10 protein-coding genes are annotated in these 13,042 nt (G+C 44.3%); 5 read left to right on the top strand and 5 right to left on the bottom strand.

Annotated elements, in window-relative coordinates; genetic code table 11:
- Positions 1-201: 201 nt before the first annotated feature.
- The gene (locus ADP71_RS07490; RefSeq protein ID WP_019957586.1) at positions 202-678 is read right to left on the bottom strand and encodes an FKBP-type peptidyl-prolyl cis-trans isomerase; all 477 of its coding nucleotides are present in this window, start codon (positions 676-678) and stop codon (positions 202-204) included.
- Between the two features lie 531 nt (positions 679-1,209).
- On the opposite strand from ADP71_RS07490, the gene ADP71_RS07485 reads away from it, so the two are divergent.
- Positions 1,210-1,443: a hypothetical protein gene (locus ADP71_RS07485; RefSeq protein ID WP_104931912.1), complete on the top strand. Its 234-nt coding sequence runs from the start codon at positions 1,210-1,212 to the stop codon at positions 1,441-1,443.
- Positions 1,444-1,548: 105 nt separating this feature from the next.
- On the opposite strand, the gene ADP71_RS07480 is transcribed toward ADP71_RS07485, so the two are convergent.
- Positions 1,549-2,325 carry an IclR family transcriptional regulator gene (locus tag ADP71_RS07480; protein WP_019957589.1) on the bottom strand — a complete coding sequence of 259 codons (777 nt, stop codon included), beginning with the start codon at positions 2,323-2,325 and terminating at the stop codon, positions 1,549-1,551.
- A gap of 115 nt (positions 2,326-2,440) precedes the next feature.
- On the opposite strand from ADP71_RS07480, the gene ADP71_RS07475 reads away from it, so the two are divergent.
- From ADP71_RS07475 to ADP71_RS07460, 4 genes are all read left to right on the top strand, one after another.
- Complete coding sequence (locus ADP71_RS07475) at positions 2,441-3,622, top strand: acyl-CoA dehydrogenase (RefSeq protein WP_171461044.1); 1,182 nt, start codon at positions 2,441-2,443, stop codon at positions 3,620-3,622.
- Positions 3,623-3,732: 110 nt separating this feature from the next.
- Positions 3,733-4,923 carry a CaiB/BaiF CoA transferase family protein gene (locus ADP71_RS07470; protein ID WP_019957591.1) on the top strand — a complete coding sequence of 397 codons (1,191 nt, stop codon included), beginning with the start codon at positions 3,733-3,735 and terminating at the stop codon, positions 4,921-4,923.
- 85 nt (positions 4,924-5,008) lie between these two features.
- Positions 5,009-6,667: an electron transfer flavoprotein-ubiquinone oxidoreductase gene (locus ADP71_RS07465; protein ID WP_019957592.1), complete on the top strand. Its 1,659-nt coding sequence runs from the start codon at positions 5,009-5,011 to the stop codon at positions 6,665-6,667.
- 97 nt (positions 6,668-6,764) lie between these two features.
- A complete protein-coding gene (locus ADP71_RS07460; protein ID WP_019957593.1) occupies positions 6,765-8,060 on the top strand; it encodes a DUF2254 domain-containing protein in 1,296 nt (431 codons plus the stop codon).
- 93 nt (positions 8,061-8,153) lie between these two features.
- On the opposite strand, the gene ADP71_RS07455 is transcribed toward ADP71_RS07460, so the two are convergent.
- Genes ADP71_RS07455 through trkA form a run of 3 tightly spaced genes read right to left on the bottom strand, consistent with a single transcriptional unit; the run spans position 8,154 to position 12,910 of the window.
- Entirely contained in the window at positions 8,154-10,013 is a 1,860-nt protein-coding gene (locus ADP71_RS07455) for a lytic transglycosylase domain-containing protein (RefSeq protein ID WP_171461043.1), read from the bottom strand.
- An 11-nt stretch (positions 10,014-10,024) separates the two neighbouring features.
- Entirely contained in the window at positions 10,025-11,479 is a 1,455-nt protein-coding gene (locus ADP71_RS07450; RefSeq protein WP_019957595.1) for a TrkH family potassium uptake protein, read from the bottom strand.
- 15 nt (positions 11,480-11,494) lie between these two features.
- Positions 11,495-12,910, bottom strand: coding sequence for a Trk system potassium transporter TrkA (trkA, locus tag ADP71_RS07445; RefSeq protein WP_026353423.1), 1,416 nt, complete (start codon positions 12,908-12,910; stop codon positions 11,495-11,497).
- Positions 12,911-13,042: the final 132 nt, after the last annotated feature.

The following is a 13,042-nucleotide window of genomic DNA, read 5'->3' as shown; positions in this document are numbered from 1 at the left end:
AATTGTCTTGGTTTCGCTATTTAAATCATTTTTTCTCAAAAATCGGAATATCTTGAATAAAATTGTTTGAAATAATGGAACACTTTTTTCAGGTATGGTTTGAAAAGTTGGAGTTTATGCTTGAAATGAAAAAAGCGTCCTGTCAATATTGACAGGACGCTTGAAGAATAAGACAGTCTTTATATTAGAAAACTAACTGTTTTAGTGATGGTGGCCGTGTTCGCCATGAGCATGACCGTGTTCGATTTCTTCTTTGGTCGCAGGGCGAATGTCATTGACAGTGGCTTTAAAACGCAAGCGCATGCCAGACAAAGGATGATTGCCATCTACCACTGCTTTGCCATCGGCAATCTCTGTGACGCGGTATACCAAAGAATCACCAAATTCATCATCAGCTTCAAACATCATGCCCACTTCCACTTCTACTGGAAAGGCTTCTAAGTCTTCGATGCGAATCAAATCTTCATCTTGTTCACCAAATGCATCGTCTGGTTCCAACGTCACATCGACCACATCGCCTACATTTTTACCGTGTAAAGCCTCTTCTACCAATGGAAAAATACCATCGTAACCACCGTGCAAATACACGATGTCTTCTTCTGTTTTGTCTAATAACTGGTTGTTTGTGTCAAACATTTCGTATTGCAAGCTGACAACATCATTTTTTTGGATCGGCATAGTATCGCTCTTTTCAAAATTATTCAGAAGGACATTATAAAGGTGAATGCGACGATAGCCCAATTTAACTTGGGAATCTGAAGGGAAGTGTATGTAAAGGTCTTTGGTGAATCAAGGTGTTTTTAGAATATGGGTGTAGAAAATATTGGAAGAAACAGGTTTTTTTATGGGAAGTTTATGAAGTTTTAATGAGTAATAAAATGGTTTGTTGGGGTCACCTGTATGTATTTATCATTGAAATGATTAAAATTGAATCAATTTTAGGCTTTTATGTTGTTTGTGTGTTTCAAGTATGAAGTTATTGTGAGGTTTAGAGTCATATTGATGCTAAGTAATGTGAAAAAAGACATATCAGCCCAAATGCACCATTTGTCACTGTGATTTTGTTGGTGCATAATGCGTTCAACTTCAGAACACGAAAGCTTAAAGCACAATATATACAAACTTCTTGTGTCGATATAAACAATGATGTTTGTGTGCTTTAAGTAGAGTTTATTTATACATTGTTAATATTTAATTAAGGTTACAAAAATGAAAAAATCATTGTTAGCTGCTGCTGTTATTTCTATGTTCTTGGCTGCTTGTGGTGGTGAGCAAGCTGCTCCTGCTGCTGCTTCTGCTCCAGTTGAAGCGTCTGCAATTGTTGAAGCTTCTGCTCCAGTTGAAGTTTCTGCAGTTGTTGAAGCATCTGCTCCAGTTGAAGCTTCTGCAATCGTTGAAGCATCTGCTCCAGTTGAAGCTTCTGCTGCTTCTGCTGCTCAATAATTCAAATTTTGAATTGCAAAAAACCCGCCTTGATGGCGGGTTTTTTGTTGTCTGTTAGAGTTTTGAAATAGGGAATTTTTCCCCTATTTCAAAAACACAATCAAATCAAATTTTACTTAAGCGTTGAGCCAATTGTTGTAATGGTTTGAGATTTTTTTCAACCAACTCTGCTTCGCCTATTAAAGCTCTTGGCACGCTGGCATTTAATGAATAAGCATAAGATTTTTCAAAACTGTCCCAAACAGGTACGGCAATGGCGGTAATGTCATTGCTAAATTCACCATCTGATACGGTATAACCGTTGTGTTCAAAAAATACTTTAGCTTCTTCAAACGTGGCTATTGCACCTTCTGATTGTGGCAATTGACGCAAAATGCGTTGTTGTTCTGTAGTTGTTTGATGGATGAAGTGCGCACGACCAATTGCGGTGCTGACAATCGGTACTTCTGAACCTATGCTTAATTGTACGGTTAATTTGGCAGGACTGCGGATGGACTGTAAATAATACATTTTGCCGTTGCGCTCGGTCGCTAAACTCACAGAAATTTGATGTTTTTGTGCCAATTCAATCATCAAAGGTGTACAGCGTTGTACAAATTGGCGCTGTTCTTCGGCAATATGACTCAGTCTGAAGCAGTTAGCCCCTAAATAGTATTCATGTCCTTGCTGGCGAATGAAATCTAATTTCATCAAAGTGTAGAGTAAACGCGACACTGTGGCTTTGGGTAAACCACTTTTCTCGCATAACAATTGGTGGGTCAATGGGCGCATTTCGTTATCAAATGCTGACATCAAACTGATGCCACGGGCCAAAGCTGTGACAAATTGCTTGTCATCATGCTCTTCTGCATATTGAATGGCATTTAAAAGTGAATCTAACACTAGACAACTCCGCTTTTTTTGTTACAATGGTTTCATATTGTAAAACATAATTTCGTTTAGCGAAACGATTTTTTTAAATCAAACTACATTATTTAGACCAACACAGGAGAAACACATGAGCCAAACACGTGCACCGTTTACTTGGGATGATCCATTGTTATTGTCACAACAATTGACTGAAGAAGAGCGCATGGTTTTTGACAGCGCCAACGACTTCTTTCAAAACGAATTGATGCCTGGCATTTTAGAAGCCAACCGCAATGAAAATTTTGATACCAACATCATGCGTCAATTGGGTGAAATGGGTTTCTTGGGCGTGACCATTGAAGGTTACGGCTGTGCAGGTATGTCGAGCGTGGCTTATGGTTTGATTGGTCGTGCTATTGAGCGCGTGGATTCAGGCTACCGTTCTGCAATGAGTGTGCAGTCTAGCTTGGTCATGCACCCGATTTATGCTTATGGTACACAAGAGCAAAAAGACAAATACTTGCCTAAATTGGCAACAGGTGAATGGATTGGTTGTTTTGGTTTGACTGAGCCTAATGCGGGTTCTGATCCTGCTGGCATGCAAACTCGTGCCAAAAAAGTACCAGGTGGTTATTCTTTGTCTGGTTCTAAAATGTGGATCACCAACAGTCCTGTGGCAGACGTGTTTGTGGTTTGGGCCAAAGACGATGAAGGCGAAATCCGTGGTTTCATCTTGGACAAAGGCATGAAAGGTTTGTCTGCGCCAAAAATTCACGGCAAATTCTCTTTGCGTGCATCAATCACCGGTGAAATCGTGATGGACGAAGTGTTTGTGCCTGAAGAAAATGCCTTCCCAGACATTCGTGGTTTGAAAGGTCCATTTGGTTGTTTGAACAAAGCCCGTTATGGCATTGCTTGGGGTTCTATGGGTGCGGCAGAAGCTTGCTGGCACGCTGCACGCCAATACACTTTGGATCGTCATCAATTTGGTCGTCCTTTGGCGGCAACACAATTGGTACAGTTAAAATTGGCGAATATGCAAACTGAAATTGCATTAGGTTTACAGGCCGCTTTGCAAGTGGGTCGTTTGATGGACCAAGACCAAGCTGCACCTGAAATGATTTCTTTAATTAAGCGTAACAACTGTGGTAAAGCTTTGGACATCGCTCGTATTGCCCGTGATATGCATGGCGGCAATGGTATTGCAGACGAATTCCATGTGATTCGCCATGTGATGAACTTAGAGGCGGTGAACACTTATGAAGGTACTCATGACGTTCATGCTTTGATTTTGGGACGTGCTCAAACAGGTTTGCAAGCGTTTGCATAATATCGTGTCATTGAAGTTGTAAATGGTATTTTCAGGACGCTTAATGCGTCCTGAAACCCATCTAAAGATGAAAAAATAAATCAAATCGTATCAATACAAAGGATGACAACATGAGTACGACTGCGTTGGCAGGCATCAAAGTGGTGGATTTATCAAGGGTATTGGCAGGACCGAGTGCAACGCAATGTTTGGCTGATTTGGGTGCGGAAGTCATCAAAATTGAACGACCAAAAGAAGGTGATGAAACCCGTCATTGGGCACCACCGCAATTTGCAGATGGTACTTCGGCATATTTTTCTACGGTTAACCGCAACAAGCAGTCTTTGACTGTTGATATCAGCACGCCAGAAGGGCAAGAAATCATTCAAAAAATGATTCTAGATGCGGATGTGTTGGTGGAAAACTACAAAGTCGGCGGCCTGAAAAAATATGGTTTGGATTATGACAGCGTGAAAGCTTTGAATCCACGTTTGGTATATGCGTCTTTAACGGGTTTTGGTCACACTGGCCCTGATTCACATAAGCCAGGTTATGATTATATTATTCAAGGTTTGTCAGGTTTGATGAGCATCACCGGTCCTGAGCAAGGCATGCCACACAAAGTGGGCGTGGCGGTCGTGGATTTGTTTTCGGGCTTGAATTTGGTCATTGGCATACAGGCCGCTTTGTTAGCACGCTATCAAACAGGCACAGGCCAACATGTGGATGTGTCTTTGTTAGACAGTGCTGTGACCATGTTGGGCAATGTGGGTATGAATCATTTGGCCACAGGGAATGTACCACCGCGTTTGGGTAATGCTCACCCGAGTATTGTGCCGTATCAAGTGTTTGAAACCGCAGGTGGCCAGCATTTGATTTTGGCTTGTGGTAATGACAAACAATTTGCGGCGGTATGTAATGTGATGGGTCAAGATTGGAATCAAGAAGAGCGTTTTGAAACCAATCCTAAGCGTGTATTGCATCGCGAGGCTTTGATTGAATTGATGCAAGAAGAATTTTTAAGTCATACTCGTGATCAATGGTTGTCGGTATTTGAAGCAGCCCAAGTGCCTTGTGGGCCGATTAACAATATTGCAGAAGCCTTGGCAATGCCACAAGTGATCGAACGTGAAATGGTTATCGTGTTGCCAAAAAATGACACAGACATTTCTGTTTTAGGCTCTCCTATCAAGCTATCAGCTACGCCTGTGTCATATCGTACCGCCCCACCAAATTTGGGACAAGATACTGTTTCGGTATTAACAAACTTGGGTTATACTGCCGAACAAATTGAAAAACTACAACAGCAGGGCGTTGTTTAATTTGAATTTTTAATCATGAATGCCATGATTAAAAATTTTTAGAGCAATGTTACTGTAATCATAACAATAAAAGGAAGCCTCAAACATGATTGAGAACATTGAGCGTGACAGTATGCAATTTGATGTGGTGGTGGTGGGTGCAGGTCCATCGGGCTTGTCTGCTGCCATTCGTTTGAAGCAGTTGGCTGACAAAGCTGATAAAGAAATCAGCATTTGCGTGGTGGAAAAAGGCTCGGAAGTGGGCGCGCACATTTTGTCGGGCGCGGTGATTGACCCGATTTCTTTGACTGAATTGTTCCCCAATTGGAAAGAGCTGGGCGCACCACTGGATTGTCCTGTAACGGAAGACGCTTTGTTCTTTTTGAAAGAAGACAGTGCCAAACAATTGCCTACGCCACCTAATTTTCAAAACCACGGCAATTACATCATCAGTTTGGGCTTGTTAACCCGTTGGTTGGCGGAGCAAGCCGAAGGCATGGGCATTGAGATTTATCCAGGTTTTGCAGCGGCTGAAGTGTTGTACCACGCCGATGGCTCTGTACGCGGTATTGCCACAGGCGACATGGGCATTGGCAAAGATGGTGAAATGACCGACAATTTCGCCCCAGGTATGGAATTGCTGGCGCAGCAAACTATTTTCTCGGAAGGCTGTCGTGGTTCATTGACCAAAGGCTTGATTCAAAAATTCCAATTGGACAAAGATTCGGATGTGCAAACGTACGGTATCGGCATCAAAGAGTTGTGGGAAATTGATCCTGCTAAAGCCAAACCCGGTTATGTGCAACACACGATGGGCTGGCCTTTGGACACCAAAACCTATGGCGGTTCGTTCTTATACCATTTGAATGACAACCAAGTGGCAGTAGGGTTTGTGATTGGTTTGGATTATGAAAATCCATATTTGTCACCGTTTGAAGAGTTCCAACGTTTCAAAACCCATCCAGAGATTCGCAAAGTGTTTGAAGGCGGTCGTCGCATTGCTTATGGTGCGCGTGCCATTAGCGAAGGCGGTTTGCAAAGTTTGCCGAAAATTTCATTCCCGGGTGGTGTGTTGGTGGGTGATGCGGCAGGCTTTTTGAATGTGCCGCGCATCAAAGGCACACATACGGCGATGAAGTCGGGCATGTTGGCAGCGGAAACGGTCTTTGCCGCTTTGGAAGAATCGCAAGAGTCGTATGAAACTGCCAAAGAAGTGGCCACTTACCAAACAGCGTTTGAGCAAAGCTGGTTGTACACAGAATTACACGGTGTGCGTAACATTCGTCCATCGTTTAAATGGGGAATGTGGCCGGCGATGGCATTTTCAGCCATTGAAACGTATTTGTTCAAAGGCAAATCGCCTTGGACTTTGAAACATCACGGCTCAGACCACAGCAGTTTGAAAAAAGCCGCCAACAGCGTCAAAATCAATTATCCAAAACCCGATGGCGTGTTGACGTTTGACCGTTTGTCGAGCGTGTTTTTGAGTGGCACCAACCACGAAGAAAACCAACCTGCGCATTTGAAATTGAAAAATCCAGATGTGGCGATTAAGGTGAACTTCGATGAATACGCCAGCCCGGAAACACGTTATTGTCCTGCGGGCGTGTATGAAATTGTCGAACAAGACGATGGCAAACCACGTTTGCAAATCAATGCGCAAAACTGTGTGCATTGCAAAACATGCGACATCAAAGACCCAACGCAAAACATCAATTGGACGTGTCCTGAAGGCTCGGGTGGTCCGAATTACGCTACTATGTAAATAATGGTTGTTTTTGCACATGGTTGAGAAACTTACAGGATGCTTAGGCGTCCTGTAATCGTTTATCAATTGACTCGATTGGGTGCAAGGACAGAGTATGTGGTTCAAAATCAAAATTTGGATACGCAACCCAAGCAATACTTTGTGGTTGACACCTACGTTTGGCGCAATCATTGGCTTTTTGATTTCTTTTTTGGCCTATTTTTTAGACCGACAATTTGCCCATGCAGATTTGCCTGCGGTGAATGGTAATTTGATTCAAAGTCTGTTGACGGTGATTTCTTCGAGCATGTTGGCGGTATCGACTTTTTCTTTGTCTACCATGGTGGCAGCATATTCATCGGCATCCAATGGTGTGACTCCGCGCACGACCAAATTGGTGATGGGCGATGATAACAGTCGTGTTGCCATTGCCAGTTTCATTGCAGCATTTGTGTTTTCTTTGATTGCCCAAGTGACTTTGGGCTTGAATATTCTAGGCAATACAGGCCGCTTTGTTTTGCTTACCAGTACTGTGTTGATGTTGATATACGTGGTTTTTTCGTTGATTCGTTGGATTGGTGCTTTGTCGCAATTGGGGCGTTTGGGCAATACCATGGATAAGTTGAATAAAGTGGCATCAGATAGCTTATCGTATTGGCGTTTGCACCCGACCATGCAAGCGCATGCATCGGAATCTATGTGGGAAGATGGCATTTCTGTGTATGCGAAAAAGTGCCAATATGTCACGCATATCGATCAAGAGGCTTTGCAATTGTGGGCGAACAAACACCATGCACAGATTCAGTTGTGTGCGGTGCCGGGGGTATTGCTCAGTCCTGAGCGTATTTTGTTGAAAATTCGTGGTATTGAAGCACTCAGTGAGGCAGATTGTGCGTACATTGTCGATTGTTTTGTTTACAGTATTGTACGCGTGTATGAGCAAGATCCCCGTTATGGCATGATTGTGTTGAGTGAAGTGGCGCTGCGGGCTTTGTCTGTGGGTGTCAATGATCCAGGTACGTCGATTTTGGTCTTTAATCATATGTTAGAAGTGTTGGTTGATGCCAAGCCCAGCGCAGAACTCCAACAAAAGCGCGACGAACAAGGGGCGATTTTGTACCAACGCTTGCATGTGATGATGTTTGATGAAACAGACCTCATCAGCCAACCATTTGCACCGATTATTTTTTTTGCTGCCAATGATATGGTTTTGGTCGTTCGTTTATTGAAAATTTTGCACAAAATTTATGTCAATATTGAAGAAGCGCCATTGGCGGCTGAAGCCCAAGCGCAGGCGCAAATATTGATGCGTCGGGCACAAGAAAAACTGACATTTACCGATGATTGGAATATGGTGCAGAATTTGTATGTCCAATTGTTTGACGAGCAGCCCAGACCACAGCAATCATGATGATAGTGTAAAGCTGCTTGAATGGGTATTGAAGATGAACAAGCGTCCTGTAAGGTTTACAGGACGCTTGTTTTTTAATGCAATGATTGAAATTTATTTTGCAGGCACCGTGCCTATGCGCTGTGTCAAAGATTGGCGCGGTTCGCCAAATAAGCTGGCGTAATAAGTGGCGTTGGCCATCACTTTTTTCACATAATCACGCGTTTCGTTGAATGGAATGGTTTCGGCATAAATGGCACCTTCCAACGGCACGTTGGCACGCCATTGGCGCGCGCGGCCTGGGCCTGCGTTATAGCCTGCGGTGGCCATGGTTTCGCTGCCAGAAGAATTGCGCACATCGGCCAAATACCAAGTACCCAATTTGATGTTGTGTTCAATGTCGTCCAAACCTGTGCTAGACGCACCGATTTTGCGTTCCACTTCGCGCGCGGTCGCTGGCATCAATTGCATCAAACCAGAGGCGCCCACGTGTGAGCGCGCACCGATCATGAAACGGCTTTCTTGACGAATCAAACCATAAGCCCATGCAGGGTCGATACCGACTTGGCGGGCATAGCGGGTGGTGATGTCTTTGTAAGGCGACATGTAACGAATGTTGAAGTCTAGCAAGTGATTGGTGCGGTCTGCCGCATAAATGGCCATCTCGTTAAAGCCTGCTTTTTGTGCCACTGCTGCCGCTGCCAACAAGCTAGGCTCATTCAAATTGCGCACTGCATAACGCCATTGTTGTTGGGCAATATTGCGAACCGTACGATTATCGTTTGCCACGCTGGCATGGTACAAAGTCAAAGCACGCGCAATCGCTCCGTCTTGTGCGGCACGGGCTTTTTCTGCTTCTGAAGCTGGTTTGGCATTGCTATTGGTGCTTACTTTGCCACCCAAAGCTTCAAGCGCCATCAAAGCATAGAAATTACGACCTGATTGTGAGGCTTTTTGGAACAGTTGTTGTGCTTGGGCGCTTTGACCCATCGCTTGCAAAGCTCGTGCACGCCAATATTGCCAATCTTCTTTGTTTTGCAATTTGGCAGGCATGGCAGCGATAATGTTATTGACTTCTTGCCAACGGCTAAAGCGCAGTGCCGAACGCACATACCATTCCCATTGTTCTTCGTCCAATTGTGCGCGGTCTGCTTGGTTAAACAATTGCAAAGCCACACCGAAGTTTTGGCTTTTGGCATGGGTTTCACCTGCAGCACCATACGCAAAACCAGCTTGTTCACGGCTTAAGTTGCCTGAAATCGCAGCGATGCGGTTGCCAATATTATTGTCTTTGCGAGCATTGGCATTGGTCACTGAATAAAGCAATGATTCTTGTGCTGCCATGCCACTGCCATTTAAGCTGCCTAAAGCGCTAGGCAAGGGCTGACCAATGGCTGCGGCTAAATTGCGTGCATCGGTGATTTGATTGTTAGAGAGCAAGCCACGAATGCGTGACCACACTTGGTTTTGATTCAGGCCGCTTGCAGACTGTTGTAACAAAGTATTGCAACCTGCTGGCAATTTGCCGTGTTCCAAAATCAGATTTTGTGCCAATTGGGTATTGCGATCAGCGCCGCTTAATTGAGCGTAACATTGGTTTTCTTGGTCTATGCCGCCTTTGTCTAATTTGGCATATTCAGCATTGAATGTAGACCACTGACCACGCGCACCCAAGTTTTTGAGCCATTGATTGCGCACACGTTCTGCCATGGCGTTGTCGCTGGTTTGTTGGTTTAAGAAATTTATCGCAGCTTGGTCATTGCCCACAGCGCGCAAAGCGTCCAAAGTCGGTTGGTATTGGGCATAATCGCTCATCACTTTTGATGAAGATTCTACGGTTTTATTGGAAAATTGCACGTGCGGCTTGTGCTCGCTAGGCGTAACGGTTTCGACAGGGGCTTCTCTTTGAGTAGAGCAGGCGGCCAATGCCACTACTGCGGTGATGACACTGATGCGCCAAATTGTATTTTGCATATTTTATTTCCCTATTTGCGCCAATAAGCAGGCGTAAACAATACCAACAAAGTGAAAATTTCCAAACGACCTAATAACATGACAAACAAACACAACCATTTTTGTAAATCAGTAAAGTAACCGAAAGTATAGCTTGGACCGACGTTGCCAAGACCTGTACCCAAATTGGAAATACAAGCGACCATGGCAGTCATGGCAGTCATGAAGTCCAATCCTGTGATCATCATCAAAAAAGTAAAGACGATGATGGTGGTGCAATAAACGAATACAAAGGCCAAAATGGTCAGCGCCATGCGTTCAGGGACAGGATTGCCATTGATTTTAACCCGAGAAACGGCGTTTGGGTGAAGCAATAATGTCATTTCTCGTAAACTGAATTTGAATAAAACGATGGCACGAATGGTTTTGATACCACCACCGGTGGAACCTGCGTTGGACAAAAAGTTGGTTAACAAGATGAGCCAGAGCGACAAAACCAAAGGCCAAGTGCCAAAGTCGGCATTGGCAAAACCCGTTGCCATCGCCACTGAAATCGTGGTGAAAGCCACATAGCGAAAAGCGTTTGGCAGCGAATAAAAATCAATCGCCCACATGTACAAAGTGCCGGTGATAATGGTAAATGCCAAAATATAAATGGTGACTCTGACTTCAATATCACGCCAATATTCACGTAAACTGCGATGTGAAAAGGCTTGGAAGTGATTGGCAAAATTCAGGCCGCCTACCAACACACCGCACGCAATAATGGCTTCTATCATGGGTGAATTGAAAAAGGCCAAGCCATTGGAATGGGTGGAAAAGCCGCCCAAAGAAATGGTGGTCAACGCATGGCACAAAGCATCAAACCAAGACATTCCTGCCAAACGCAAAGCCAACCACAAAACCAGCGTGAACAAAACATAAATGCCCCACATGGCTTTGGCGGTTTGGGCAATGCGAGGAGAGAGTTTGTTGGTTTTGTTGATGCCATTCATTTCTGCGCGGTATAACTGCATACCACCGACACCAATCAGCGGTAAAATCGCCACCGCCAAGACAATAATGCCCATACCGCCAAACCATTGCAGCAAAGCGCGCCAAAAATTAATCGATGGTGGCAGTGAATCCACATCTTTGATGACCGTGGCACCTGTGGTGGTCAAACCTGACATGGCTTCAAAATAAGCATCGGTGATGGTAATTTCGGGGACGGCCAAATACATGGGTATGGCGGCCATAAAGGCAAATCCTACCCACAAAACCACTGCCAGCGTACAACCGTCGCGCGGTTTGAGTTCACGTTGGTATTTGGCAGTTAAGACCCACACTACGAATGAGCCTAACATGGACAACATGGAAATGGTGGTTAATTGCATGCCCAAACCATCACCAAAAAGCCAAGAAATACCCGCAGGCAATAGCAATAATGCCGCAAATAACACGCCCAATTTGGACAAAATGTGCACAATGGGCAGCAATTTATACATAGAAGCTGCCTCGCTTTAAAAGAAACCGAATTTCACCGCAATGGCTTTTTCCAATTCTTGGACATGGCGGCTGTAAGCGACAAAGAAAATCACATGGTCACCTTCTTGTAAAATCCAATCGCGTTGGTGCGCCATCGTCCATTCACCATCACGCCCGACTGCCGCAAAATAACAACTGGTTGGCAATTTGATTTCTTGCAAACGCCGACCAACCATTTTGGACGTTTTGCGATCGCCATGCAAAATCACTTCCAATACTTCGGCTGTGCCATGGCGCAAAGGTTGCACCGACACCACGTCGCCACGACGAATGTGTGACAAAATCGAGCCGATGGTCACCAAATGCGGTGAAACGACAATGTCAATTTGATTGCCTTGGAGCAAATCCACATAAGATGTACGGTTGATGATGGTGATGATTTGGTCGGCGCCCAAATTATTGGCAAGCAAACTGGACATCACATTGTCTTCATCGTCATTGGTCAAGGCACAAAACACGTCGACTTCGTCTATGTTTTCTTGTATCAACAAGGCTTCATCGGTGGCTGAGCCTTTTAAGACCAACGTATTGTGTAAATTGTCCGCCAGCCATTCGGCGCGGTTTTGATTGAATTCGATGATTTTGACGTTGTATTGTTTTTCTAACAGTTTGGCAAGGCGATAACCGATATTGCCGCCACCTGCAATCATGACCCGTTTGCCGGGTTTGTCATCAGGTCGGAACAAGCGCAAAATATCGTTCATGTGTTCGGTGCGCGCGAGCACATAAATCTCATCGCCTTCAATAATCATGGTGTCACTGTTGGGAATGACCAAACGACCATTGCGGTAAATCGCTGAAATTTGGCAATCAATGTGCGAGCGTGCCATCAATGATAACACTTCTTGCATATGCAATAATTTTTTGCCCAATATGGTGCCGCCAGCCTCAGCTTTAATCACTGTTAAACGAATGGCATCATCGTTGAAACTCAATACTTGCAAAGCCAATGAATATTGAAACAAGCCAAATAATTGTTCGGTTACCAATTGTTCAGGACGGATGTAATATGACACATTGAAAATATTTTTGTCTAAATTGGCACCATCCAAATCTTCTAAATCTAAAGCATGCACCAAATCACCTTGACGCACCCGCGCAATAGATTCAGGTGTATTGAACATCCGATAAGCCAATTGGCAGGCAACCAAATTGGTTTCATCACTGCCTGTTAAAGCCAATAATAAATCACTGTCTTCAATTTGAGCGGCCTGTAAGATTTGAGGGGACGAACTAGAGCCTACAATCGTCTGAATGTCCAAGCTGTCGCTTAAGCGCTGTAAGGCTTGTGCATCGTTATCGATAACGGTGACGTCATTATTGGGTTGTTGTGCCAAACTTTTTGCGACAGCAGAACCCACTTGACCACAACCCAATATCAGTATTTTCATACACGCACTCGTGAAAAATTCAATGGTGACCATTCTAGCTAAGTTTTGAACATTTGAAACGCATGAGCAGCATTTGGCCTGTGTTTTGTACTATGAATATCATAGTATGAGTGTGTAGCGGATGACGGTTTG

This window comes from Vitreoscilla sp. C1, assembly GCF_002951955.2.
Classification (GTDB): domain Bacteria; phylum Pseudomonadota; class Gammaproteobacteria; order Burkholderiales; family Neisseriaceae; genus Vitreoscilla; species Vitreoscilla stercoraria.
Note: the sequence above shows the minus strand (reverse complement) of the source record. Positions and strands in the feature narration are given on the sequence as shown.